This window comes from Bosea vestrisii (genome assembly GCF_030144325.1).
GTDB lineage: Bacteria > Pseudomonadota > Alphaproteobacteria > Rhizobiales > Beijerinckiaceae > Allobosea > Allobosea vestrisii_A.
In genome coordinates, this window is record NZ_CP126307.1 from 1077595 (window position 1) to 1103745 (window position 26151).

General features: G+C 66.8%; 21 protein-coding genes, 1 tRNA gene and 1 pseudogene. 11 read left to right on the forward strand and 12 right to left on the reverse strand.

The genetic code is table 11. From position 1 onward, the window contains the following. Nucleotides 1-22: 22 nt before the first annotated feature. The 5 genes and pseudogenes from QO058_RS05235 to QO058_RS05255 all read right to left on the reverse strand — a co-directional run bounded on the left by QO058_RS05235 (nt 23) and on the right by QO058_RS05255 (nt 7016). Nucleotides 23-2956: an FAD-binding and (Fe-S)-binding domain-containing protein gene (locus QO058_RS05235; RefSeq protein WP_284170821.1), complete on the reverse strand. Its 2934-nt coding sequence runs from the start codon at nt 2954-2956 to the stop codon at nt 23-25. Next, nucleotides 2953-4482 (reverse strand): tripartite tricarboxylate transporter permease, encoded by a 1530-nt coding sequence (locus tag QO058_RS05240; RefSeq protein WP_284170822.1) that lies wholly within the window; start codon nt 4480-4482, stop codon nt 2953-2955. The genes QO058_RS05235 and QO058_RS05240 overlap by 4 nt, the downstream gene beginning before the upstream one ends. 9 nt (nt 4483-4491) lie before the next feature. Next, nucleotides 4492-4992: a tripartite tricarboxylate transporter TctB family protein gene (locus QO058_RS05245; protein ID WP_284170823.1), complete on the reverse strand. Its 501-nt coding sequence runs from the start codon at nt 4990-4992 to the stop codon at nt 4492-4494. A gap of 159 nt (nt 4993-5151) precedes the next feature. Then, nucleotides 5152-6135 carry a Bug family tripartite tricarboxylate transporter substrate binding protein gene (locus QO058_RS05250; RefSeq protein ID WP_284170824.1) on the reverse strand — a complete coding sequence of 328 codons (984 nt, stop codon included), beginning with the start codon at nt 6133-6135 and terminating at the stop codon, nt 5152-5154. A gap of 178 nt (nt 6136-6313) precedes the next feature. Further along, nucleotides 6314-7016: pseudogene (locus QO058_RS05255) on the reverse strand (GntR family transcriptional regulator). Nucleotides 7017-7164: 148 nt separating this feature from the next. On the opposite strand from QO058_RS05255, the gene QO058_RS05260 reads away from it, so the two are divergent. Then, entirely contained in the window at nt 7165-8358 is a 1194-nt protein-coding gene (locus QO058_RS05260) for a pyridoxal-phosphate-dependent aminotransferase family protein (protein WP_284170825.1), read from the forward strand. A 15-nt stretch (nt 8359-8373) separates the two neighbouring features. Here the strand turns inward: QO058_RS05260 and QO058_RS05265 are convergent, their stop codons facing one another. Beyond that, entirely contained in the window at nt 8374-8862 is a 489-nt protein-coding gene (locus tag QO058_RS05265; protein ID WP_284170826.1) for a MarR family winged helix-turn-helix transcriptional regulator, read from the reverse strand. A 148-nt stretch (nt 8863-9010) separates the two neighbouring features. Here QO058_RS05265 and QO058_RS05270 point away from each other — a divergent pair, with 148 nt between their 5' ends. From QO058_RS05270 to QO058_RS05305, 8 genes are all read left to right on the forward strand, one after another. Beyond that, nucleotides 9011-9427 carry an organic hydroperoxide resistance protein gene (locus QO058_RS05270; protein WP_284170827.1) on the forward strand — a complete coding sequence of 139 codons (417 nt, stop codon included), beginning with the start codon at nt 9011-9013 and terminating at the stop codon, nt 9425-9427. Nucleotides 9428-9509: 82 nt separating this feature from the next. After that, complete coding sequence (locus QO058_RS05275; protein WP_284170828.1) at nt 9510-10532, forward strand: alpha/beta fold hydrolase; 1023 nt, start codon at nt 9510-9512, stop codon at nt 10530-10532. A gap of 134 nt (nt 10533-10666) precedes the next feature. Next, the gene (locus tag QO058_RS05280) at nt 10667-11173 is read left to right on the forward strand and encodes a cupin domain-containing protein (RefSeq protein ID WP_284170829.1); all 507 of its coding nucleotides are present in this window, start codon (nt 10667-10669) and stop codon (nt 11171-11173) included. A gap of 317 nt (nt 11174-11490) precedes the next feature. After that, entirely contained in the window at nt 11491-11967 is a 477-nt protein-coding gene (locus tag QO058_RS05285; protein WP_284170831.1) for a Csu type fimbrial protein, read from the forward strand. A 109-nt stretch (nt 11968-12076) separates the two neighbouring features. Beyond that, nucleotides 12077-12796: a fimbrial biogenesis chaperone gene (locus tag QO058_RS05290; RefSeq protein WP_284170832.1), complete on the forward strand. Its 720-nt coding sequence runs from the start codon at nt 12077-12079 to the stop codon at nt 12794-12796. Between the two features lie 16 nt (nt 12797-12812). After that, the gene (locus tag QO058_RS05295) at nt 12813-15221 is read left to right on the forward strand and encodes a fimbria/pilus outer membrane usher protein (RefSeq protein ID WP_284170833.1); all 2409 of its coding nucleotides are present in this window, start codon (nt 12813-12815) and stop codon (nt 15219-15221) included. After that, on the forward strand, nt 15212-15820 hold the full coding sequence (locus tag QO058_RS05300; RefSeq protein WP_284170835.1) for a spore coat protein U domain-containing protein: 609 nt from the start codon (nt 15212-15214) through the stop codon (nt 15818-15820). Before QO058_RS05295 ends, QO058_RS05300 begins: the two co-directional genes overlap by 10 nt. Next, nucleotides 15817-16182 carry a Csu type fimbrial protein gene (locus QO058_RS05305; RefSeq protein ID WP_284170836.1) on the forward strand — a complete coding sequence of 122 codons (366 nt, stop codon included), beginning with the start codon at nt 15817-15819 and terminating at the stop codon, nt 16180-16182. Before QO058_RS05300 ends, QO058_RS05305 begins: the two co-directional genes overlap by 4 nt. 140 nt (nt 16183-16322) lie before the next feature. Here QO058_RS05305 and QO058_RS05310 read toward each other — a convergent pair. The 5 genes from QO058_RS05310 to QO058_RS05330 form a co-directional block, all read right to left on the reverse strand. After that, a tRNA-Lys gene (locus tag QO058_RS05310) sits at nt 16323-16398 on the reverse strand. A gap of 187 nt (nt 16399-16585) precedes the next feature. Next, entirely contained in the window at nt 16586-17863 is a 1278-nt protein-coding gene (locus QO058_RS05315; RefSeq protein WP_284170838.1) for a solute carrier family 23 protein, read from the reverse strand. A 155-nt stretch (nt 17864-18018) separates the two neighbouring features. Continuing rightward, the gene (locus QO058_RS05320; RefSeq protein WP_347976531.1) at nt 18019-20016 is read right to left on the reverse strand and encodes a tetratricopeptide repeat protein; all 1998 of its coding nucleotides are present in this window, start codon (nt 20014-20016) and stop codon (nt 18019-18021) included. A gap of 366 nt (nt 20017-20382) precedes the next feature. Next, nucleotides 20383-21945 carry a 2-isopropylmalate synthase gene (locus tag QO058_RS05325; RefSeq protein WP_284170840.1) on the reverse strand — a complete coding sequence of 521 codons (1563 nt, stop codon included), beginning with the start codon at nt 21943-21945 and terminating at the stop codon, nt 20383-20385. 310 nt (nt 21946-22255) lie between these two features. Next, nucleotides 22256-22741 carry a hypothetical protein gene (locus QO058_RS05330; RefSeq protein ID WP_284170841.1) on the reverse strand — a complete coding sequence of 162 codons (486 nt, stop codon included), beginning with the start codon at nt 22739-22741 and terminating at the stop codon, nt 22256-22258. 154 nt (nt 22742-22895) lie between these two features. Between QO058_RS05330 and QO058_RS05335 the strand changes: the two genes are divergently transcribed. Further along, nucleotides 22896-23537, forward strand: coding sequence for a YoaK family protein (locus QO058_RS05335; protein WP_284170843.1), 642 nt, complete (start codon nt 22896-22898; stop codon nt 23535-23537). A gap of 82 nt (nt 23538-23619) precedes the next feature. Then, entirely contained in the window at nt 23620-23961 is a 342-nt protein-coding gene (locus QO058_RS05340) for a hypothetical protein (RefSeq protein WP_284170845.1), read from the forward strand. Nucleotides 23962-24069: 108 nt separating this feature from the next. Here the strand turns inward: QO058_RS05340 and QO058_RS05345 are convergent, their stop codons facing one another. Beyond that, nucleotides 24070-26145, reverse strand: coding sequence for a M3 family metallopeptidase (locus QO058_RS05345; protein ID WP_284170846.1), 2076 nt, complete (start codon nt 26143-26145; stop codon nt 24070-24072). Nucleotides 26146-26151 lie beyond the last annotated feature (6 nt).

Sequence of the window (26151 nt, forward strand, 5' to 3'; positions counted from 1 at the left end):
CGTTTTCCGGGCTTGTCGTTCTCTATGTCGGTGTGCCGTGCTCCTTCAGCGCCTCGTCCAGCACCCTGACGACATGCACCGCCTCGCGGCCGGCGCCGTCATGGATCTGGTGGCGACAGCTCGTGCCGTCGGCGACGATCAGGTCATCGCTGGCCGCCTTGCGTACCGCCGGCAGCAGCGAGAGCTCGCCCATGGCGAGGGAAACGTCGATCGTCGTGGCGCCATAGCCGAATGCGCCCGACATGCCGCAGCAGCTCGATTCGATCGGTTTGACCTCGAGGCCCGGCACGGCGCGCAACGTCTTTTCGACCGCGCCCATCGCGTCGAAGGCCTTCTGGTGGCAGTGCCCGTGCAGATGTGCGACGCGCCCGCTTTGGTCGCGCAATGGCAGGCTGGTCCGGCCCGCGGCCATGTCGGCGGCCAGCAGTTCCTCGACCAGCAGCGCCGCCTTGGCCAATGGCTCGACCTCGGCCTTCGGCAGCAGTGCGCCGAACTCGTCGCGGAAGCTCATCAGGCAGGAGGGTTCGAGCCCGACGATCCGCGCGCCCCTGGCAACAAAAGGCGCGAGTGCGTCAAGGGTCCGCCGCGCCTCGGCACGGGCCTCGTCGACCAGCCCGGCCGAGAGGAAGGTGCGCCCGCAGCAGAGCGGCCGGCCTCCCCCAGCAGCCGCAACACGATGCAAGCGATAGCCACCGGCCAGCAGCACGCGCTCGGCCGCCTCCAGATTCTCGCGCTCGAAATAGCGGTTGAAGGTGTCGCCGAAGAGCACGATGTCGCGGCCATCGCCCTTCACGACGGAGGGGTCGGATGGCATGGCCGCCTCGCGCCACGGCTTGCGCCAGACCGGCAGCGAACGCCGCGCCGAGAAGCCGAGCCAGCGTTCGCTTAGCTTGGCCAGAAGCGGGATCCGGTCGCGCAGGTTCATCAACGGCGCGAGCTTCGCGGCCACCGGCGCATAGCGCGGCAGGAAGGCGATCAAGCGCTCCTTCAGCGGCAGGCCATGCTTCGCGTGGTAGTGATGCAGGAACTCGACCTTCATCCTGGACATGTCGACGCCGGTCGGGCAGTCGCGCTTGCAGCCCTTGCAGGAGACGCAGAGATCGAGCGTCTGCTTCATCTCCGGCGAGGTGAAGGCTTCCTCGCCGAGCTGACCGGAGATGGCGAGCCGCAGCGTATTGGCGCGCCCGCGAGTTAGGTGCTGCTCGTCCCGCGTCGCCCTATATGACGGGCACATCGTGCCGCCGGCCATCTTCCGGCAGGTGCCGTTGTTGTTGCACATCTCGACCGCGCCGCCGAGCCCGCCCCAGTCGGACCAGTCGAGCGCGGTCTCGGCCGGCACCGGCGTGGCGTAGCCCGGCGCAAAGCGCATCAGGCTGCGGTCGTCCATATGGTAGGGCCGGACGATCTTGCCGGGATTGAGCCGGTTGTCCGGATCGAACCCGTCCTTGACCGCCTCGAAGGCGCGGGTCAGCGGTCCGCCGAACATCGGCTCGACGAAATCCGAGCGCGAGATGCCGTCGCCATGCTCGCCCGAGAACGAGCCCTTGAAGCGGCGCACCAGCTCGCAGGCCTCCTCGGCGATGCCGCGCATCGCCTTCACCCCGGCTTCCGTCTTCATGTTGAGGATCGGCCGGACATGCAGGCAGCCGACCGAGGCGTGGGCGTACCAGGTGCCGCGCGTGCCGTGCCGCTCGAACAGGGCGGTGACCGCGTCGGTGTAGTCGGCGAGGTGCTCGAGCGGGACGGCACAGTCCTCGATGAAGGAGACCGGCTTACCGTCGCCCTTCATCGACATCATGATGTTGAGGCAGGCTTCGCGGACGTCCCAGACCGGCTTCTGCCGCGCGGGCTCGACGACCTCGACCACCGCATCGGGAAAGCCATGATCGGCCATGCACTGTTCGAGCCGCCTGAGGTCGCCCTTCAGAGCGGCGAGGTCGTCGCCGGCGAACTCGACCAGCAGTAGGCAGTTCGGCTTGCCCTTGGTGATATCGGCGAGCGTGCGCACGAAGAGCGGGATGTCGGCGCCCAGGACCAGCACATTGTTGTCCACGAGCTCGACCGCGACCGGCCCGAGCGCGACGAGATGCTGCGTCGTCTCCATCGCCGCGCGGAAGTTCGGGAAATGGCAGACGCCCATGACGCGGTGCTGCGGCAAGGCTGAGAGCTTCAAGGTCGCCTGCGTCGTCAGTGCGAGCGTGCCCTCCGAGCCGACCAGAAGGTGCGACAGGTTCGGCCGGGGCACGATCAACTCGTCGAGATTATAGCCGCCGACGCGCCGCTGCACCTTGGGGAAGATCGCCTCGATCTCGTCGCGGTGCCGGTCGGCCAGCGCCAGCATCGTCTCCATCAGCGCTCGCGCCCGCGGCGAGGCGTTGTCGCCGACCGGCCCCTCGCCGAGCGCGAAGGGCTCGCCGTCATGGAACATCGCCTTCAGCGCGACGACATTGTCGACCATCTTGCCATAGCGCAGCGAGCGCGCGCCCGACGAGTTGTTGCCGACCATGCCGCCGATGGTGCAGCGGCTCGCCGTCGAGGGTTCGACCGGGAAGAACAGGCCGTCCTTTTTCACGTGGCCGTTCAGCGCTTCGAGCACGATGCCGGGCTCGACCGAGACCGTCCGCGAGGTCGGGTCGTAGTCGTGGATCGCGTTGAAATGCCGGCTCATGTCGAGGATCAGCGCATCGCCGATCGGCTGGCCGTTCTGCGAGGTGCCGCCGCCGCGCGCGATCACCGGGACGCCGTGCTCGGCCGCGATCGTCAGCGCCGCCGCGATGTCGGCCTCGCTCTTCGGGAAGGCGACGCCTTCAGGCACGATCTGGTAGATTGAGGCGTCGGTGGCGTAGCGCCCGCGGGTGAAGGCGTCGAAGCGCACCTCCCCTTCCAGCGCCTGCGACAGCTTGCGTTCGAAGCCGAGATTGCGGCTGTGCGGGCGCGGCAGCGCGGCCTGCGTCATCGGGCAGCCTCTGCGGGTTCTGCTTCGCTCCGACCGCGGCCGCGCAGTGCCGCAATCGCATCGCTGGCAGGGCCCCAGCAGAGCAGCAGCAAGGCGAGTACCACCAGCGTCGTGACCAGCCCGTTGGCCCAGAAGACACCGAGCGAGCCGCCCGAGCCGAGTAGTGCCTGACGGAAGGCGTCCTCTGCCCGATCGCCCAGCACCAGCGCCAGGATCATCGGGGCGAGCGGGTAGTCGAGTTTCTTGAAGACATAGCCGACGACGCCGAAGATCAGCATCAGCCAGATGTCGAAGATCGAGTTCGAGATCGTGTAGGCGCCGATCGCGCAGACGATCAGGATCACCGGCGCGACGAAGGAGAACGGTATCCGCATGATCGCGGCGAAGAGCGGCACCGTCGCCAGCACGATGATCAGCCCAGCGAGATTGCCGAGATACATCGAGGCGATCAGCCCCCAGACGAATTCCTTCTGCTCGACGAACAGCATCGGCCCGGGTTGCAGCCCCCAGACTAGCAGGCCCCCGAGCAGCACCGCCGCGGTCGCCGAGCCGGGAATGCCGAGCGCCAGCATCGGCAGGAGCGCGCTGGTGCCGGCGGCGTGCGCGGCGGTCTCGGGCGCCAGCACGCCCTCGATCTCGCCCTTGCCGAAATTCTTGCCTCGCTTCGAGAAGCGCTTGGCGAGGCCGTAGCCCATGAAGGAAGCGGCGATGGCGCCGCCCGGCGTCACGCCCATCCACATGCCGACGATCGCCGAGCGCACCAATGTCGCCCAGTAGCGCGGCAGGCCGGCCCAGGTCCGCAGCACGACCTTGAGGTCGATCTTGGCCTGCTTGCCCTTGAACACCAGCCCCTCCTCGACCGTCAGCAGAATCTCGCTGACGCCGAACAGGCCAATGACGACGATCAGGAAGTCGAAGCCGCGCATCAGCTCGGTCGAGCCGAAGGTCATGCGCAGGTCGCCGGAGATCGAATCGAGGCCGACAGCGGCAAGCAGGAAGCCGATGCAGAGCGAGGCGATGATCTTGGCGCGGTTCTCGCGGCCCATGCCGATGAAGGAGCAGAAGGTCAGGAGGAAGACCGCGAAGAACTCGGCCGGACCGAATTTGAGCGCGAACTGCGCGACCAGCGGCGCGACGAAGGTGATCAGCACCACGCCGGAGAGCGCGCCGATGAAGGAGGCGGTGAAGGCGGCAGTCAGCGCTTCCGCCGCCTTGCCCTGCACCGCCATCGGATAACCGTCGAAGGTGGTCGCGACCGACCAGGCCTCGCCCGGGATGTTGAACAGGATCGAGGTGATCGCGCCGCCGAACAGCGCGCCCCAGTAGATCGACGAGAGCAGGATGATCGCCGAGGTCGGGTCCATGCCGAAGGTCAGTGGCAGCAGGATCGCGACGCCGTTCGGCCCACCCAAGCCCGGCAGCACCCCGACGATGATGCCGAGAATGACGCCGACCGCCATGAAGCCGATATTGTGCCAGGAGAGCGCGACCTGGAAGCCGGCGATGAGCGAGGAGAGGTCGTCCATCGTTTACCCTCAATAGCCGAGCATGGCTTCCAGCGGACCCTTCGGCAGGGGCACGCGGAACTGCAATTCGAAGACCCAGAAGCACACGACCGGCACGAGCAGTGCCGTCAGCCCGATCGACCACCAGCGCGAAGTGCCGACCACCCCCATGAAGGCAACAATGAAGACCGCCGAGGCGACATAGATCCCGAGCGGCTGGATCAGCGCCACGAACAGGACGAGCGGCCCCAGCACCCTGACGACCTGCCGCAACTGCTCATAGGTGACGAAGACCCCGTCCGGCCGGCGGAAGGACTGCCAGAGGATGAAGAGCGAGGCGGCGAGGAAAATCCAGCCGACGCGAGCCGGGAAGAAGCCGTTCTGTGGGCCGCCATCCCAGCCGGCGCCGCGGCCATGCGAGTCGTAGAGGACGATTCCCGCGAGCCCGATCAGCAGCAGCGCCGTGGCGATTTCGACCGGCCGGCGCGAGATGCCGCGTTCGGGTGTTTCGGTTTCGCTAGGGCTCGACATTATCCGTCCCCTCCCATGTCATCCCGGACAAGCCGCGTCAGCGGCGCTGATCCGGGATCCATGCCTGAACCGTGCCGGCATGGATCCCGGGTCTTCGCTTCGCTACGCCCGGGATGACCCGGACTGGAGGCGGCAAAGGCTTACGTCGCGTCGAGCCGTTCACTTCGCCATGAAGCCGGCTTCGGTCATCAGCTTCTCGTGCTTCGCCTCGTCAGCCTTCAGGAAGGAAACGAAAGCTTCGCCGTCGCGATAATCCGCCGCCAGTGCATTGCGGGCGAGGTACTCTTTCCACTCCGGCGTCTCGGAGACCTTCTTGAACAGGTCGACATAGAAGGCCTGCTGCTCCTTGCTGACCTTGCCGGGCATGAACATGCCGCGCAGCATCTGGTAGCTGACATTCAGCCCCTGCGAGGCGCAGGTCGGGATGTCGGCCCAGGACTGCCCGTCCGCGACCTTCTCGGTATAGGCCATCTTCTGCTCGGCGAAGACGCAAAGCGGACGCGTGGCGCCGCCACGCCAGTTGGCGAGATCCTCAGCCGGGTTGTTGGTGGTGGCCTCGACATGCCCGCCCGACAACTGCGTCGAGGCCTGGCCGCCGGAGGTGTAGGGGATGTAGGCGAATTTGGTGCCGCCCTGCTTCTCCATGGCGAAGACGAGCAGATTGTCCTCGCGCTTGGACGAGGTGCCGCCGATCTTCATCGCCGGATTGGCGCTCTTGGCCGCCGTCATCAGGTCGCCGGCATTCTTGTAAGGGGCCTTGGCGTTGACCCAGAGCAGGAAGGAATCCTGCGCCAGCATCGCGACCGGGGTGTAGTCGGTCCAGTTCAGCGCCAGCTTGGTCGCCATCGGCGTCATGAAGATGCCGCTCGAGGTGGTGATCAGCTTGTGCGGATCGCCAGCCGATTTCTGGATGTCGAGCATGCCCTCGGCGCCGCCGGCAGCCGGCTTGTTGACGACGATGATCGGCTGCTTGGTGAATTGCTGCTTCTGGATGATGCCCTGGATCGTCCGCGCCATCTGGTCGGAGGCCCCGCCTGCCGAGAACGGCACCACGATCTCGATCGGCTTCGTCGGCTCCCAGGCGGCTGCGGGTCCGATGCCGGCAGCCATAATTGCGGTCGCGGCCAACCAGTGCTGCTTCATGATCGCTCCTCCCGATGATTGCGCTCTGACGGCGCCGTGGAGGAACCTTAGATCAAAAAATTTTGCATTCAATCCAAAATTTCAGAAATAAAAAATGACCACGATTTTTGCAGTGCGATCGTCGGCGAGAACTGGGCTGCCTCGTCATCCACTGCCGGCAGCGCGGGCCCGATAGCAATTAAGCTGAAGCCTGCGCCGCCTTCTGCTTGTTGCGCAGATGCACGAATAGAATGTCAGACAATTCCGAGCCGGCACGCCGGCGCAGCGCATCTAGGGATCGCCTCATGCTCGCGCATGGCCTCGCCCCAGCGGTCGCGGTCCTTGGCGAGATTGGCCGAATAGCGCACCCGCCGGATTCGCCCGGCCAAGCCGGCATAGGTCGTAGCCAGGGTCGCGTTGCCGGCCGCGGCGACGATCAACTGGTGGATCGCCTGGTTGCAATGGAAGTAGCCATGCATGTCGCGGCGCAGGTAAAACCGGTACATTTCGTGATGCACCCGCTCGATTTCGGTGAATTCGGCCTCCGAAATCCGCTCGCAAGCCAGTCGTCCAGCCAGCGCCTCGAGCCCACCCATCACGTCGAAGAGCTCGCGGATATCCTCGGGGCTGAGCTGGCGCACCCGCGCGCCGCGATTGGGCAGGAGCTCGATCAGCCCTTCCGCCGCCAGCACCTTGAGCGCTTCACGCAATGGCGTGCGCGATATGTTGAAACGCTCGCACAGCGCCCGCTCCGGGACGCGCGCGCCATCGGCAAGATTGCCCTCGACGATGAAGTCGCGCAGCGCGACGAGCAGCCCCTCGTGCAGGGACGCAACCGGCTTCGCAGCCTCGGCTGGCGCCGGGCCCCGCCCATCAATGGTATCGAGAAATGGCTCGCTCATGCATCATCGCTAAGTCGGCTCGAGCCCGCTGTCGAGCCCGATTGCACGTAATCAGTATACCAGAAGGCGATTGATCTTTCAAAAAATGAATGCAAAATATCGACCAGCGGCGCAATAGCGCCCGGCCCCCTGGGAGGAAAAAAACATCATGCAAGGGCGTCACTTCCTGCACATTCCCGGCCCGAGCCCGATTCCGGACCGGATCCTGCGCGCCACCGCGATGCCGATCATCGACCATCGCAGTGCCGAGTTCGCAGCGCTCGGCAAGACGGTGCTGGAGGGCAGCAAGGCCGTCTTCAAGACGACTCACCCCGTGGTGATCTACCCCTCCTCCGGCACCGGCGCCTGGGAAGCGGCGATCGTCAACACGCTCTCGCCCGGCGACACCGTGCTGATGGCCGAAACCGGGCATTTCGCGACGCTGTGGAAGAATATCGCGACGCGCTTCGGCATCGAGGTCGAGTTCATCCCCGGCGACTGGCGCCGCGGCGCCGACCCCGCTGCGATCGAAGCGAGGCTCGCCGAGGACAGGGCCCGCAGGATCAAGGCGGTGATGGTCGTCCACAACGAGACCTCGACCGGCGCGACCAGCCGCGTCGCCGAGATCCGCAAGGCGATCGACGCCGCCGGCCACCCGGCCCTGTTCATGGTCGACACCATCTCCTCGCTCGCCTCGGTCGACTACCGCCATGACGAATGGCAGGTCGACGTCACCGTCTCAGGCTCGCAGAAGGGACTGATGCTGCCGCCCGGCCTCGGCTTCAACGCCGTCTCGGAAAAGGCGCTCGCAGCCTCGAAGAGCAACACACTGCCGCGCTCCTTCTGGGACTGGGAGGAGATGATCAGGATCAATGCCGGCGGCTTCTTCCCCTACACCCCGGCGACCAACCTCCTCTACGGGTTGAAGGAGGCGCTCGCCATGCTGCAGGAGGAAGGGCTGGACCAGGTCTTCGCCCGCCATCAGCGCCTCGGGAGTGCCTGCCGTGCCGCGGTCAAGGCCTGGGGATTGGAAGTGCTCTGCGAGAACCCGGCCGAGCAGTCGCCGGTCCTGACCGGGGTGCTGATGCCGCCGAGCCACGATGCCGACCGCTTCCGCAAGATCGCGCTGGAGAAGTTCAACATCTCGCTCGGCTCCGGCCTCGGCAAGGTCGCCGGCAAGGTCTTCCGCATCGGCCATCTCGGCGAGTGCAACGAACTCGCTTTGCTCGGCGCCCTCTCCGGTGTCGAGATGGGCCTTGCGGCTGCAGGCGTGCCGCATCGCAGCGGCGGCGTCGCAGCAGCCATGGCCGATCTCGAAGGGCGCGAGCCAAGCAACGCGGCGAAGGTCGCGGCCGTCGCCTGAAGACTGAGACAGACCTTACTTCGAAACAGACGCGCCAGCCGGCTGTGCCGGCTGGCCCCGCGCCACTTTGAGCAGGTTGCTGCGCAGTCTGACCACGGCCTTCTGCACCACCGGAAAATCCTCGCCGAGGCCGGCAGCGGCCACCAGGTTCATCGGCAGCGCCTTCTCGCGCAGCTTGCGGCCTTCCGGCGTCAGGCTGACGCGCACCTGGCGCTCATCGGCCGAGTCGCGCTGGCGGCGGATATAGCCGAGCGCTTCCAGCTTCTTCAGGATCGGCGTCAACGTGTTCGACTCAAGGAACAGTTTCTCGCCGAGGCCGCCGACGCTCTGATTGTCCTCCTCCGACAGTGCGATGATCGCGATGTACTGGGTGTAGGTCAGCCCGAGCTCGTCGAGGATCGGCTTGTAGGCGCGCCCATAGGCCAGGTTGGCCGAATAGATCGCAAAGCAAAGGAAATCCGCCAGCCGGGGGACATTCGGGCGGTTCGGAGTCGGAGCGGGCATGGCCGGGCCTCGTCGTGAATGCGTCATCATTCCCTCAATATACATCGCATCCGATTAAATCGGAAGAGTTGACATCGCTTCCGAGCTTCACATATAAGGCCGCACCCGATTAGATCGCGTCCGATCTAAAAACAGAAGGAAGCTCGACATGTCCCAGACTGACAAGGTTCTCTACACAGGCCGCACCCACACCACCGGCGGCCGCGACGGGGCCGCCCGCAGCTCGGATGGCCGTCTCGAGGTCAACCTGACTTCGCCCGGCGCCCCGGGGACCGGCACCAATCCCGAGCAGCTCTTCGCCGCCGGCTGGTCGGCCTGCTTCATCGGCGCGATCGGTTTGGCGGCACGCGAGCGCAAGGTTGCGGTTCCCGCCGAGACGGCGGTCGATGCCGAGGTCGACCTGCGCCATGGCCAGCGCGGCTATTTCCTGCAGGCCCGCCTCAACGTCGCTCTGCCGGGGCTCGATCGCGACACGGCTCGCGCCCTGGTCGATGCCGCGCACCAGACCTGCCCCTACTCCAAGGCGACCCGCGGCAACATCGAGGTCGAGATCAACCTCGTCTGAGCCGCACCGGATGGCGCCGTGTGGAGATCTCCGCCGGCGCCCTCCCTCTCCAGTCATCGCCCCGCGCAGAAGGCATCCCGCCATGACCAAGACCCCTGAAACCATCGATCCCAGCCGCCGCCTCTTAGTCGGCGCCATGGCGACCGCGATCGCCGCGGCCGGGCTCGGCCTGAGCCGGCCAGCGCTGGCGGCGCCGGCAGCGCTGTCATCCTTCGGCCTGCTCAAGCAGGTCGAGGCCGGCGTGCTCAGCGTCTCCTATGCCGAGCAGGGCCCGACAGACGGCCCGGTCGTCGTCCTGCTGCATGGCTGGCCCTACGACATCCACACCTATGTCGACGTGGCGCCGCTGCTGGCGGCCAAGGGTTATCGCGTGATCGTGCCCTCTCTGCGCGGCTATGGCGGAACCCGCTTCCTCTCGCAGCAGACGCCGCGCAACGGCCAGCAGGCTGCGCTCGCCGTCGATGTCATCGCGCTGATGGATGCGCTCAAGATCGAGAAGGCGCTCCTCGGCGGCTGCGACTGGGGCGCCCGCACGGCCTGTATCGTCGCCGCGCTCTGGCCCGAGCGCGTCAAGGGCCTGGTCTCGGTCAGCGGCTATCTGATCGGCAGCCAGAAGCTGAACGAAGCCCCGCTGCCGCCCAAGGCCGAACAGCAGTGGTGGTATCAGTACTATTTCGCCACCGAGCGGGGCGCGGCCGGCTATGCCAAGAACACTCGGGATTTCGCCCGCCTGATCTGGGAGACCGCCTCCCCGAAATGGAAGTTCGACGACGCGACCTTCGCGCGCTCGGCAGCGTCCTTCGACAATCCCGACCATGTCGCGATCTCGATCCATAATTACCGCTGGCGCCTCGGCCTGGCACAGGGCGAGCCGCAGTTCGATGCGCTGGAGAACAAGCTGGCGGCATTACCGGTGATCACCGTGCCGACATTCACCCTGGAGGGCGACGCCAATGGCGCACCGCATCCCGATCCTGCAGCCTATGCCAAGAAGTTCTCCGGCTGGTATCGGCACCGGACGCTCGATGGCGGCATCGGCCACAACCTGCCGCAGGAGGCGCCGGCCGCTTTCGCGGAGGCCATCATCGCAGTCGATAAGACCTGAAAGAAGACCTGTGTGGATTGCGGCTCGGGATGGTTACCCGAGCCGTTTCCAGATGCCGACAAATGCGAGCGATTTCCGAAGGGCCGACTTTACCCCTCCTCCCCTATGATCCACGCGATATTGGGGAGGGATCGATGGCCTTGAAGATGATGCTCGCCGGCGCCGCCGCGATGATGCTGCGGCAGCTTCCGCTGGTCGCACCGGTCGAGCAGGCGCCGCTCGTGTCGGGCGCGCCCGACGACTTGCCGATGACGCCCGCCCCGATTGAGCCATCCTGGATTATCGCCGGAGATCCCGTCGCGCGCGTTGCCCTGCATTCACGCAGCAAGGACGAGGCGGCCTCGACCGCCCTCTGGGACTGCACTGCCGGCGAGTTCCGCTGGTTCTTCGATTGGGACGAGACCGTCATCATTCTCGAAGGCGAGGTCCACGTCACCGCGCAGGACGGCTCGCAGCGCACGCTGCGCCAGGGCGACATCGCCTATTTCGCCGGAAAGACCTGGGCGACCTGGCGGATCGACTCTTACGTCCGCAAGATCGCCTTCTGCCGCAAGCGCTTCCCGGCGCCCGTGGCGCTGGCCTATCAGCTGCGCAACATACTGCGCGGCGACAAGGCATCGCAGGGCGGCCTCGCCGCTTGAGGCGATCGGGGCGCGACACGTTCCTCCAAATCGATACCTGCATCCGAGCCGGCGCACGCCGCCGGCTCGGATGCGCGCGTTCACATCGTGCTTAGATCTTACCTAACGTTACTATGGAAATTCAGCCTTAGAATAAGCAGTTCAAAATTCAAAAACAGGATCAAAACAAAAGCATGGACTGCATGCGTAGGTTCTCAGAAATCGAATTGCCTACCGATAACATTTCGTTAACCACATTTGCCCATTCTCTGACCTCAAGCACGCGCAATGAGAGAGACGGCCACGACTGACCGCCGCTGACGAAAATGGAGGGAAGCATGCGCTCGACGTGGATCTTGCTGTTCAGCGGCATGCTGGCGGGCGACGCGAATGCCGCGACCGCGACGGGCACCTTCCAGGTTCAGATCAACATCCAGGCAGCCTGCACGATCGCCAGCGCTACCGACATGAACTTCGGAAATGTCGGCGTCCTCGCCACGAACATCGATAGCACCAGCACGATAACCGTGCAGTGCACGGCGACCACGCCCTACAATATCAGCCTCAATGCCGGCCTTAATGGCGGCGCCGTGACGACCCGGCAGATGAGCGGTGCCGGTGGCACGGTGAACTATTCCTTGTTCCGCGATCCCGCCCGGACACTGAACTGGGGCGAAACGATCGGCACCGATACCTCGGTCGGAGCAGGATCCGGCTCGACGCAAGCCTATACCGTCTATGGCAGGGTGCCGGCGCAAGCGACACCGAGTCCGGCTCTCTACACTGATACGATCACCGTGACCGTCACCTACTGACCGCTGCCGGCATTGCCGGCGCCAGGAGCTCTTCAAGCATTCAGCTCGGGCAGGCCACGACCCCGTGGCCAACGGCGAACTGCGCCCGTCGCCATCAACGGAGGATGCGATGAGATATGGCTTCGCCTTGGCCATCGCCTGCTGCCTGCCAGCACCGATGGCTTCTGCCGCCTCCCTGCAGGTCGCTCCTGTCCTGCTGAGCGTGCCCGCCCCGGGGGCCTCCACGACGATCACGTTGCGCAACACGGACACCCAGCCCATCACGGCGCAAATCCGCGTTTATCGCTGGGTTCAAACCGGCGGCGAGGAGCGCCTCGAACCGACCAATGACATCGTCGCCAGCCCACCGATCGTCGATCTGCGCGCGCGCCAGGACTACACGGTGCGCGTCGTCCGGACCGCAAAGCAGGCTGTGACCGGCGAGGAAGCTTATCGCCTCGTCATCGATGAACTGCCCAAACCGCAGCAACGCACCGGCACGGTCTCGCTCGTGCTGCGCCATGTCGTCCCGGTCTTCTTCGCAAGCCGCGGCACGTCTGCGCCCGATGTCAGCTGGGGCATCAGCAAGCAGGGCCAGCGCCTCGTGCTCAGCGCCAGGAACCGTGGTGACATCCATTTGCGGCTCTCTGCCGTCAGCATCCGCGACACATCAGGCAACCTCGTTGGCGTCAATAAGGGGCTGGTCGGCTACTCGCTCGGACAGGGCACGATGAGCTGGCCACTGCCGGCCTCGGGGGTCTTGCCACGCCCGGGCAGCAAGGTCTCGATCAGCGGCTCCAGCGAAATCGGTCCCTTCAATGCGACCGCGCTCGTTCAAACGGCGCCCTAGCGGCTGGCTCGTTGTCATGCTCGTCAATGCCGGCTTGTTCCTGGTGTTTCGCGGCGATGTGGCAGCCGAGGGCGCGGTACGGGAGCTTCAGCTCGATGTCTCCATTGGTGGCTATTCCGTCGGCCTCATCGGCGCGTTCCATCAGAACGGGACGGGTGCCCTTTCGGCCCGCCGCAAGGAACTCGAGGAGATCGGCATCAAGGTCCCGCAGCATTTCCGGCCCGATGATGACGTGCCGCTCTCAGCCATTCCCGGCCTGGGCCACCGCTATGACGAGGCCGCACAGCGGATCGATTTGCAGGCGCCCGTGGGGCTCCGGATGGCGAAGATCTACGATGCCACGCCACAACCGGACGCAGCGCCCGGCGCAGGCAGGTCGGCAACCGGCGCGGTGCTCAATTATACCCTCCTCGGCAGTTCGAGTGGGGCGCGGTTTTATGATTTCTGGCGCTATCCCAGCCTCTCGGCCAATCTGGACGGGCGCGTCTTCAGCCCGCTCGGCGTGCTGTCGCAGACCGGGATCGTCGCCAACCGCTCGCTCGCCACGGACAAGGCCGACATCCTGCGGCTCGATACCAGTTGGAGTTATTCCGATCCGGCCACGCTGCTGAGCTATCGGGCCGGCGACACCATCTCCGGCGGCCTGCCCTGGACGCGTCCGGTCCGCCTCGGAGGCCTGCAGATCCAGCGCAATTTCGGGCTGCGGCCCGATCTCGTCACCCTGCCCTTGCCAAGCATCGACGGCAGCGCTGCCGTGCCTTCCACGGTCGATGTCTTCGTCAACGGCATCCGCACCGTGTCGCAGGATGTCGGCTCGGGCCCATTCCGCATCAACAACGTCCCCATCCTCTCCGGTAACGGCAATGCCAGTATCGTCGTGCGCGATGCAGCCGGCCAGCAGACCGAGACCACCCTGCCCTTCGCGGTCTCGAGCAAGCTGCTGCGGCCGGGCCTGAGCGATTTTTCCGCCGAGATCGGCATGCCGCGCCTGCAATACGGATTGCGTTCAAGCCTCTATGCCGAGCAGCCCGCAGGCTCGGGCAGCGTACGCTACGGGCTGAGCGACCGCGTCACGCTGATGGCCCATGGCGAAGGCGCGCGCAGCTTCGGCAATGCCGGGGCCGGCGCCGTGCTCGGGCTCGGATCGCTCGGCATCGTCAGCGCAGCAGGTGCCGGCAGTTGGCGAGACGGCGCGACGGGCGGCCTTGCCTACCTCGCCTTCGAGACCCGCCTCGGCGACATCTCCTTCTTCGCTTCGAGCCAGCGCAGTTTCGGCAATTATCACGATCTCGCCTCGGCCACTGCTTCGCCGACGGCGCTCGGCACGCTCGCCTTCGACCTGCCAAGCCGCACCGCCAACGATCCGCACGCCTGGTCCTGGCTGCAGCTTCCGCCGCGCGCAGTCGAGCGCATCTCGATCGGCCTCCCCGCACCTTTGCTCGGCGGTGGGCTCAATCTCGGCTTCGCCCATCTCAAGGAGGCCAGCGGCCGCTCGAGCCGGATCGTCAATGCGAGCTACTCGCGCCCCCTCCCTCTGGGTGGATCATTCTACGCCACCGTCTTCGCGGATTTGGCGACGCGCGGGACTGCGGGCATCTTCGCCGGCCTGTCTTTCCCGTTCGGCGGCAATATCACCGCCTCGTCCGGCTTCACCCGGTCCGGTGGCGCCTGGGCGCTCGCCGCCGACATCGCCAAGCCGATCGGACAGGAGCCGGGCAGTATCGGTTGGCGCCTGCGCGACGTCGAAGGCGCCAGCTACCAGCGCCGCCGCTCGGCGTCGCTCGCCTATCGCGGCAATTACGGCCAGGTCGAGGGCGGCGTCGAGCAGGGCGCGGGGCGCGTCTCGGGGACGGCGCAGCTCGACGGCGCGCTGGTCGCGGCTGGCGGCGGCCTCTTCCTCGCCAACCGGATCGACGATGCCTTCGCCATCGCCAAAGTCGGCGCCCCCGATGTCGATGTTCTGCATGAGAACCGTGTCGTGGCGCGCACGGGCGCCAACGGAACGGCGCTGATCCCCAATCTGCGCTCCTACCAGTCCAATCGCATCTCGATCGATCCGCGCGGACTGCCGGTCACCGCCCTGGCGGAAACGACCCAGGAGGTCGCAGCTCCGCCGGACCGGGCCGGTGTCGTCGTCGATTTCGCAGTCCGCTCGGCGACCAACGCCGCGATCATCATTCTCCACGGGCGCGACGGCAAGCCCTTGCCGGCGGGCGTGCCCGGCGCGCTCCAGCCGGGCCTGCGTGGCGTCACCAACCCGGCCCCGGATTTCACCGTGGGGTATGACGGGCGCGCGTTCGTCGAGCACCTCGGCGTCGACAACGAAATCCGCATCCGCCTCGCCGATGGCGAATGCAGCGCGCGTTTCCCCTTCGCGCCCCAGGAGGGAACTCAGATCACGATCGGGCCGATCCCATGCCGGTAAGGTCCCTGCTCTGTCGCATGATGGTCTGCGCCATGCTCATGCTGGCCTGCCTGCTCGCGGCAACCGGGCATGTCGCGGCCCAGTCCTGCACGCTGAGCGTCACGCCGATGATCTTCAACCCGATCGACGTCACCGCCAATGCCCAGGTCGATGCCACGGCGACGGCGACCGTCAACTGCTCCGGCCTGCCGCTGCAGCTCGTCGGGGTTTGCATCGACCTCGGCCCCGGCTCCGGCGGCGCGACCGATGCGACGAGCCGCTTCATGGTCAATGGCGCCCAGCAGCTGCGTTATGGCCTTTACGCGACCGGCATGACGCCCTGGGGCTCGAGCACCTGGGCCGGCGGCGCGGCCAACCCGGTCGGCTTTAACATGGTGCTCACGGCCGGAGGAACCGGCAGCCATGTGGAAACCATCACCGGCCGCGTCTATGGCGGCCAGCCGACCGTGGCCCCGCTGGCCTATGCGAGCACCTTCACCGGCCTTGAGGCCCGCATCCGCTACGGGCTTCTGTCGTTCCTGCTCGGCTGCAATCTCTTGACCAACTCACGAACCACGACATTCACCGTGACCGCCAATGTCCCCCGACCTGCCGGGTGACGACGAACCTGCTCGACTTCGGTTCGGCCGGCATTCTCGGCAGCGCTCGGGATGTCGCGAGCAACCTGACGCCGACCTGCACCAACGGAACGGCCTATCAGGTCGGGCTGGACGGCGGCCTCACCGGCGCAACGAACCCGGCGCAGCGGCGCATGTCGAAAGGTGCGGAGTTCGTCACCTATGGACTCTACCGCGATGGCGGCCGAACGCTGCCTTTCGGCAGCACACCGGGGGTCGACACGCTGGTCGGGACAGGCACCGGCCTGGCTCAAGCCGTCACCATTCACGGCCGCGTCCCGTCGCAGACGACGCCGTCTCCCGGCCTGTACACCGACACCATCGTCGCCACGGTCGTGTACTAGGTGCAGCGGCCGCGTTCGCCGAACAGGAGCTAGTCTCCGGACTCTGCAGATCGCAGCCACGCCAGGGCGAAAGAGCCAAAGCCGTCCCGAGCGCAATCAAGCACTCAGGTCCAGGCATCCAACGATTTCAAGAGGTTCCGTGGTGGGTGATGTAGGGCTCGAACCTACGACCCGCTGATTAAGAGTCAGCTGCTCTACCAACTGAGCTAATCACCCATACGCCACGAAGACGTTGCCGAAGCGACGGAGCGCGTCGGCAGGCGGGCGTATAGCAACCACCCCTGCCCCTGTCCACCTGTTTGCGACAGAAATATGCAAACAGGTCTCGCGGCCATCAGACGGCCTGTGTGCAAGACCCTGGAAAGACCTGCCGCGAAGCGCGCGGCAGGCCCTTTTTCCGCCCTCAGGCCGCGGCGCGGCGGTTGAGCAGATGGTAAAGCGCGATCGCGGCGAAGGTCGCCGTGCCGATGCCGCCGAGCTCATAGCCGAAGATCGGCAGCTTGAGGTCGCCGGCACCGAGAATCAGCGCGGTCGCCACCGTCAGCAGGTTCTTCGGCTGGGCGAAGTCGACCTTGTTCTCGACCCAGATCCGGCCGGCGGTCGCGGCGATCAGGCCGAAGACGACAACGGCGAGGCCGCCGAGCACCGCGACCGGGATCGTGCCGATCACCGCACCGAATTTCGGCGAGAAGCCGAGCAGGATGGCGATCATGCCGGCGGCGACGAAGACCAGCGTCGAATAGACCCGCGTCACCGCCATCACGCCCATGTTCTCGGCATAGGTGGTGACGCCGGTGCCGCCGCCGGAGCCGGCGATCATCGTGCCGATGCCGTCGGCGAAGAAGCCGCGCCCGATCAGCCCGTCGAGATTGCGCCCGGTCATCACCGAGATGCCCTTGATGTGCCCGAGATTCTCCGCGACCAGGATGATCGCGACCGGCACGATCAGCGCGATCGCCTTGGGCTCGAACACCGGCGCGACGAAGTTCGGCAGGCCGAACCAGGCCGCCGCCGCGACCTTGCCGAAATCGACCGGCGGTGCGCCGAAGCTCGTCGCCGTCGCGGCATAGAGGATGTAGGCGGCAAGCCCGCCGATCAGCACCGGCAGGCGCTGCACCAGGCCGCGGCCATAGACCGCGATCAGCGCGACCGCCACTACCGTGAACAGCGCGATCCACTTGGTGTAGGGGCTCGCCGAGATCATGTTCATCGCGACCGCGGTCAGGTTGAGACCGATCGCGGCGACGACCGCGCCAGTCACCACCGGCGGCAGCAGCGTCTCGATCCAGCGCGTGCCGACGCCCTGCACCAGGAGGCCGATCGCGGCATAGACCGCGCCACAGGCGATGATGCCGCCGAGCGCGACCGGCAGATTGGCGTTCGGGCCGCTGCCGGCATAGCCGGTTGCAGCGATGACGACGCCGATGAAGGCGAAGGAGGAACCGAGATAGCTCGGCAGCCGCCCGCCGGTGATGACGAAGAACAGCAGCGTCGCGATTCCCGAGAAGAAGATCGCGACGTTGGGGTCGAAGCCCATCAGGATCGGCGCCAGCACCGTCGCGCCAAACATGGCGACGACGTGCTGCAGTCCGGCGATGACCGTCTGCCCGGTCGGCAGGCGCTCGTCCGGCATAACGTCGCCCGAGGTCTTCAGCGTCCAGTTCGGAAAATAGCCAGCCATCGTCCCCGCTCCCAGCCACCGCGCCTACGCGCACGGAGCGGAATAGTGGCAAGAATCAGGCCTGCGCCAAGCGAACAGCGCGCGCCGTCCACCGCAAACAGCGCGCAACGGCGCAAATCGGCGGCCGATAGGCTAGTCGTGAAGAAGCCCGCCCGTCAGGGTGCTACGCCGAAGGCCCGATAGCGCTCGTCGACCCGGGCATCGAGCGCTCGCGCACGCGCGAAATCGGCAGCCGCCTCGCCACTGTCGCCACGGCGCTGATGCGCGATGGCTCGGCCATACCAGGCCTGGCCGAGGCGGGCGTCGAGCGAGAGCGCCCGGTCGAAATCGGCGATTGCCGCTTCGGTCTGCCCAAGTGCCGTCCGCAACGCGGCCCGCGCCATCCAGCCATCGGGATCGGTCCGGTTGGCCGCGACGGCCGCATCGAGATCGGCCAGTGCGCGATCATATTCGCGGGCATGCTGCAGCAGCAGCGCACGATTGAGCAGGGCCGCGACATTGGCAGGCGCGACCGCAACGACATCGTCATAGGCCTTCAGCGCAGCGCTCAGTTGGCCGCGCACTGTCAGCGCCCTCGCCCGCTGGAACAGTGCCTCGACGGAGCGCGGCTCGCTACGCAGCGCCGCTTCGGCATCGGCCTGGGCCGCGGCATAGGCACCATCGCGAAAGTTCAGCCGGGCGCGCTGGACCAGCGCCGCCGGATTCTCCGGCTCGAGCAGCAACGCGGTGGCGAGATCAGCCCGCGCCTGCACCTCGCGCTGCGGCTGGCCGATGCTGAACTGGGCCCGGCGGATCAGGCGCGGCACATCGAAGGCGTCGAGCGCAAGGGCCACATCGAGCAGCGCGAGCGGATTCGACGGGGCTGGCGAGACAGGAACCGGCTGCGGCCGCAGCGCGCGATAGACGTCTTGCACCGCCTCGCGCTCCCGCTCATAGGCGTCGCTCGCGCTCCGCAACAAACCCGCGAAGCGTGACGGCCAAGCCTCGATCGAGCGGCCGAGCGCGGGCAAAAGCTCCTCGCGGCGTTCGAGCGCGCCTTCATGCTCAGGATCGACCGCGAGCAGCGCGCCATAGGCGGCGGCCGCCGCGCTCCGGTCGCCCCGGACTTCCTGTGCCAGCCCGAATCCGAACAGCGTGGCGCGATCCTGCGGTCTCAGCGCGAGTGCGGCGCGATAGGCGTCCAGCGCCGGTAGCGGCCGGCCAAGCGCGAGCAGCGCATCGCCGCGCATGCCATGCCAGGCTCCGGTGTCACGGCCGGGCCCGGCCCGATCGAGATCGCGCAGCGCCCGGTCGTTGCGGCCGAGCGTCAACAGCAGCTGCGCACGGTTGCGCAGCGCGTTGCCGTCGCCGGGGACGAGCGTGATGGCGAGGTCGAGATCGCGTAGCGCCTCCTCGCGCCGGCCGAGCCCGGCGAGCAGGCCGGCGCGATTGTTCAGACCGAAGGCGGCGTGCGGCTGGACCGCGAGCAGCCGATCGTAGGCGGCTATCGCCTCCTCAACCCGGCCTGTGCGCTGCAGGAGAAAGGCGCGCCGTGACAGCGACGCCTCGTGGCGCGCATCGAGACGCAGCGCCCGCTCGTAGCTGGCGAGCGCCGGCCCATCATGACCGAGCGCCTCGAAGGCGCGCCCGCGCTCGAGCCAGACCTGGGCAACAGTCGACTCCAGCCGCAAGGCACGGTCAAAGGCAGCGATTGCCTCGCGCGGCCGCGCCAGCGCAGCGAGCGAGACCCCGCGGCGATAATGATAGGAAGTGACCTCCGGCTCGATCGCCAGCGCAGCGTCGAAATCGGCAAGGGCCACTTCGTGCTCGCCCTCGACCTGCAGGAACCGTCCCCGCGTGCCCCGCGCCCAGCTGTTGGACGGATCGAGCGCAATCGCTCCGTCGAGATCGGCGCGGGCTCCGGCGACATTGCCGGCGCGCTCGCGCAGCAGGGCCCGGTCGGCGAGCAGCGTCGCGCGCCCGCCAAGGACCATCGCCCGCTCGATCAGCGTCGCGGCCTCGGCATGCCGGCCGAGCTCGGACAGGGTGTGTGCTCGGCCGCGCAAGGCAGCCAGGTGATTCGGCACCGCCTTGAGCGCCGCATCGAAATCGCGCAGGGCCTCGTTGAGAGCGTTCTCGGCTTCCGGACAGCCAGCCGCGGCTGGCGAGGAGATCGGCGCGGACGGTGCGGTTGAATTCGCTGCTCAGGGCCTCATCGCAGGCGGCGCGTCGCTCCCTGCCCCCGGCTTCGATCGCGCCCATGCAGAAACGGACGCGTTCCTGCGCGCGCTCGGCCTGCTCCGGCACGGCGGCGGGCGCATAGGCCGCGACGGGCTGCACGCTCAGCACGGCCAGAACGCCCATCGGCAGCAGGCGCAGCAGCTTCATCGAGATTGTCTCGCGGAGATCCCCACGCACATGAGAGCGACACCTGTTTTACGAATCCAGACTTTGTTCCATGCCGGAAGCAAAAAAATGAGCCGGTGTGCCGCGCGGGTCACAGCGCGGCACACCGGCTCATCGAAGGCAAAGTCTGGAAGCTACTCGGCCGCCTGCGCGTGTACGCGGCTGCCGCGGGCGACCAGCTTGTTGAGCGCCGCCAGATAAGCCTTGCAGGAGGAGACCAGCGTGTCCGGATCGGCGCCGCGGCCGGTCACCGCCGCGCCATTCTGACCGAGGCGCACGGTGACCTCGGCCTGGGCATCGGTGCCCTCGGTGACGGCGTGGACGTCATAGAGCTCGAGCATCGCCTCATGCGGGACCAGCGCCTTGACCGCATTGAACACGGCGTCGATCGGGCCGTTGCCCTCGGCCTCTTCGGCGGCGACCCGGCCGTCGATGTCGAGCTTCAGCATGGCGCGCTGCGGGCCGCGCGTGCCGGCGATCACCGTCAGCGAGACCAGCTTCACCCGGTCATGGGCAGTGGCGAGATTCTCGTCGACCAGCGCCTCGATATCCTCGTCGTAGACATGCTTCTTGCGGTCGGCGAGCGCCTTGAAGCGGGTGAAGGCGTCTTCCAGCTGGTTGTCGCCGAGCTCGTAGCCCATCTCCTTCAGCTTCGAGCGGAAGGCGGCGCGGCCGGAATGCTTGCCCATCACCAGCGAGGTCTTGGTCACGCCGACCGAGGCCGGCGTCATGATCTCGTAGGTCTGCTGGTGCTTCAGCATGCCGTCCTGGTGGATGCCGCTTTCATGGGCGAAGGCGTTCCGGCCGACGATCGCCTTGTTGTACTGCACCGGGAACGAGCAGGCGCTGGAGACTGCCTTCGACGCGCGCATCAGATAGGTCGCGTCGATGCCGGTGTCGTAGGGCATGACGTCGCCGCGCACCCTCAGCGCCATCACGATCTCCTCCAACGCCGCATTGCCGGCGCGCTCGCCGATGCCATTGATGGTGCACTCGACCTGGCGCGCCCCGCCCTCGACCGCCGCCAGCGAATTGGCGACAGCGAGCCCCAGATCATTGTGGCAATGCGCCGAGAAGATCGCCTTGTCGGCATTCGGCACGCGCTCGCGCACCGCCCTGAACATAGCGCGATACTCGTCGGGCGTGGCGTACCCGACCGTGTCGGGCAGGTTGATCGTAGTCGCGCCGGCCTTGATCGCGGTCTCGACCGCGCGGCAGAGATAGTCGATCGGCGTGCGGGTCGCGTCCATGCCCGACCATTCGACGTCCTCGACCAGGTTGCGCGCCTGCGTCACCGTCCTGGTGATGATCTCCAGCACCTCCTCCTCGCTCTTGCGCATCTGGTACTGCAGATGGATCGGCGAGGTCGAAACGAAGGTGTGGATGCGCGGCCTGACTGCATGGCGCACCGCCTCGCCGGCACGGGCGATGTCGGCGGGAATCGCACGGGCGAGGCCGGCCACCGTCGCGCGCCGGATCCGGCCGGCGATGGCCGAGACCGCCTCGAAATCGCCGTCCGAGGCGATCGGGAAGCCGGCCTCGATGATGTCGACGCCCATCGCGTCGAGCATGTCGGCGACCTCGAGCTTCTCCTCGAAGGTCATGGTCGCGCCGGGGCATTGCTCGCCATCGCGCAAGGTGGTGTCGAAGATCAGAACCCGGTCCTTGGCGGAGACGGTGTTGCTGGGATTGCTCATGGATCTTGTCCTTGGTCGGCGCGCCGCGCATCGGTTCGGGCTGGGGCGCGAGGTCTGAAGCTTATGTTCCCGTCATCCCCTGAGCGCCCAGGCACATGTGCCCGGCCGGCCCTCAGGGGCTGGTAAGAAGAAGCAGCTGACCAAGGAGCGAAGGAGCGCGCATGCCGGCCGTCCGCGCAGTGGCGCGGTTCTGGCTCTCGGCATGGGTGGCGAATGCGGCCACGAACGATCCTCTTCTCGACGGAAGCTGTCTACCGGATCGCAGCCTAGGAAGGCAAGCCTGGGAGGTCTTGAACGTTCGTGCGCAAGGTCAACCGGCAGCGCTTGCCCGTTCCTTCAGCGTGCTCGTCTCGGCGAGTGGCGCCGGCCAGACCTGAAGCCGGTAGAAATCGTCGCCCTCCAGCCCGTCCTCGCTCAGCGTGTCGAGCCCGACATAGGAGACCCGCACCCGGTAGGGTCCAGGCGCGAGCGAAAACCGCGCACGCTCCTGCGGCGAGCCTTCGGTGCAGCCGATCACCATCACCTGGCCCGAGCGCACGCGGAAGGAGCACTCGTTGACCAGCTCCCATTCGCCAAAATCGGCCTCCGGCGCCGCGTCATGGACCGAAACCACGACCGGGACATTCATGTTCCGCGCCGTGGCGATACCGACGGAGCACTCGCCGACAGCGAGCATCCGCTCCACCGTCTCGTCCGTCCAGAACGCCCCCCAATCCTCGTTGACCGCCTCGTCCTGCAAATAGAACTGGAAGTAGTCGGCGAAGATTTCGAGCTCGGTGGTGTGCAGCAGGGTCATGGCGGCCAGCGTTCCGTCGAAATGTGACGGGAGTAAGTGCGCAGAGCCCAAGCGCGCGGGAATGACGGATGAGATGTGTGGATTAATCTGATGACGCGATTCGGCCGACTATGGCGCATTGGGGGCCGGCCCACATAACCGGAGTGCCGTCTCGATGCTGCGCTACGATCGCCCTGCCATCGGGCTCGCCATCGGCCTCTCGGGGCTGGCCGGCTTCGTCGACGCGCTCGGCTTCCTTAATCTCGGCGGCTTCTTCGTCTCGTTCATGACCGGCAATACCACCCGCCTCGGCATCGAACTGGCGGAGGGCCGCATCGACGGCATCCTGCTGGCCGGCATGATCATCGCCCTCTTCGTTCTCGGCGTGGTCTGCGGCTCGCTCGCCGGCCATTTCGGCGGGCAGCGGCGCCAGGCCGCGGTGCTGGCTTTCGTCACGCTGGCGCTCGCCCTCTCGGCCGGGCTCTACAGCATCGGGCCGGGCATCGCCGCCGCCGGTATCCTCGCGCTGGCCATGGGCGCCGAGAATGCCGTCTTCCAGCGCGACGGCGAAGTCACGATCGGCCTGACCTATATGACCGGCACGCTGGTCAAGATGGGGCAGCGCCTCGCCGGCGCCTTGCTCGGCCGGCCGAAGCTCGCCTTCCTGCGCCACTTCGTGCTCTGGCTCAGCCTGCTCGGTGGCGCGCTCCTGGGTGCTTTCGCGCATGGCCAAGTCGGCTCGCATTCGATCTGGCTGGCGGTCGCGGCGGCGGGCTTCTTCACCCTCATCGCTCTCTTCATGCCCAGTCAGGATTGAGCAGCCGTTCTGCTTGCGAGGAGGCTTTGCCTCGGAGGCGGAATCGACCATGGTTCGCGTCCGACCCGCCGGAGCCTTGTCCATGCGCACCACATCGATCCTCGTGCCGGCTCTCACCGCGCTGCTGCTCGCTGCGTGCCAGACGCCGTCTGGCGGGCCGCCGCCGGCCCCCTCGCCCGAGCAGGCGCCGACCGGTGTCACGCCGAACACCTTCCGCATGCCGACAGGCACGGGCTGCTCTGGCGAGGTCGACCGGTTCCAGGCGGTGATGGACAACGATCTGCAGACCGGCCACACCACCAAGGGCGTCCACACCCGCGTCAGCGCCGAGATCGACACCGCCCGCAAGAGCTGCGCCGCCGGCAATGACGGCGGAGCGATCTCCCAGATCCGCGCGACACGGACGAAGTTCGGGTATCCGTGAAACCAGCACGTCATGCTCGGGCTTGACCCGAGCATCTCGGAAACCAGCTAGCTGATCCTGAGATTCCCGGGTCTGCGCTTCGCTCCGCCCGGAAATGACGCCTTCGCGCTACGCCGCCAGCCCCCGCTTCTCCAGCAGTGCGTCCGGCGTCGGCAGACGGCCGCGGAACAGCGTATAGGCCTCGGCCGGATCGCGCGTGTCGCCGGCGGAATAGATGTAGTGCTTGAGCTTGCCGGCAACCTCGGGAGCGAAGACGTCGCCCGCCTCGATGAAGGCGTTGAAGGCATCGGCGTCCATCACCTCCGACCAGAGATAGCTGTAATAGCCGGCCGAATAGCCGTCGCCCGAGAACACGTGGCTGAAATGCGGCGTGCGGTGGCGCATGGTGATCTCGCTGGGCATGCCGATCCGCGCCAGCTCCTTCGCCTCGAAGGCGAGCGGATCGACCTCGGCCGGCGCCTCCAGCGAGTGGAAGGCGAGATCGACCAGCGCCGAGGAGGTGTACTCGACCGTGGCAAAACCCTGGTTGAAGGTCTGCGCGCGCTTGATCTTCTCGATCAGTGCGTCGGGGATCGGCTCGCCCGTCTCGGCGTGCAGGCAGAAGCGCTGCATCACCTCTTTGGTCAGGAACCAGTGCTCGTAAAGCTGCGAGGGCAGTTCGACGAAATCGCGCGAGACCGAGGTACCGGCGAGCGAGCCGTAGTGCACGTCCGAGAGCAGGCCGTGCAGGGCATGGCCGAACTCGTGGAAGAGCGTGCGGGCATCGTCGATCGAGAGCAGCGCCGGTTTGCCCTCCGCGGGCTTGGCGAAGTTGCAGACATTGACGATGATCGGCCGGACCTCGCCATCGAAATTGCGCTGGCCGCGATAGGCGCTCATCCAGGCGCCGGAACGCTTCGAGGCGCGGGCGAAATAGTCGCCGAGGAAGAGGCCGATATGCCGGCCGCTCGCGGTTTCGCTCACCTCGAAGACGCGCACGTCCGGGTGATAACCCTTGAGCTCCGGCCGCTCGACGAATGAGAGCCCGAACAGCTTGCCGGCCGTGTCGAAGGCGGCGGCAATGATCCTGTCGAGCTGGAGATAGGGCTTCAGCACAGCTTCATCGAGCGCATAGGTCTTCTGCCGCACCTTCTCGGCATAGAAGCGCCAGTCTGAGGGGCGGATCGGCGCATTCTCGCCCTCGCTCTGGGCGAGCGCGGCAAGATCGGCCGCCTCCTGCCCAGCGCGGGCCCGTGCCGGCTTCCAGACCAGTTCGAGCAGGTTGCGCACGTTCTCCGGCGTCTTCGCCATCGAATCGTCGAGCTTGAAATGGGCGAAGGTCGCAAAGCCCAGGAGCTTGGCCTTCTCGGCCCGCAAGCTCACCATCTCGGCGACGATGGCGCGGTTGTCGGTTTCCCCGCCATTCTCGCCGCGCTTGCTCCAGGCGGTAAACGCCTCTTCGCGCAGGTCTCGTCGCGTCGAGAAGGTCAGGAACGGCTCGATGATCGAGCGCGACAGCGTCACCGCATGCTTGCCGTCCTGACCGCGATCGGCGGCGGCGCGCGCCATCGCTGCGACGACGAAGGACGGCAGGCCGTCGAGATCGGCCTCGTCCTCGATGATCAGCGCATAGCTCGCCTCGTCCTTGAGCAGGTTCTGGCCGAAGCTGGTGCCGAGGCCCGCCAGCCGCTCGTTGATCGCCGCGAGCCTGGCCTTGTCCTCGCCTTCGAGCTTCGCACCCGAGCGGATGAAACCGCGATGCGTCCGCTCCAGCAGGCGGAGCTGCTCCTCGTTCAGCCCGAGGCTCTCGCGCTGCGCGAACACGGCGTCGACGCGGGCGAAGAGCTCGTGATCCATCATGATCGCCGACCAGTGCCGCGACATCACCGGCGACATCTCGCGCTCGATCGCCTGCAGCGCCTCGTTGGTGTCGGCCCCGGCGAGATTGTAGAACACGCCGCCGAGCCGGCTCATGCCGCGCGCCGAGCGCTCCAGCGCCTCGACCGTGTTGGCGAAGTCGGGCGCCGCAGCTTCGGCCTTGATCGCCTGGATCTCGGCCCGGTGCTTTTCCAGCGCCGCCGGATAGGCCTCGCGGATGTGCTCGGGCGTGATCTGCGCGAACGGCGGCAGGCCGAACGGCGTCTCCCAGGCGCGCCCGAAGGGATTGCCGGCAGGCAGGTTCAGGACATCGGACGCATCGGCCATCGGCAA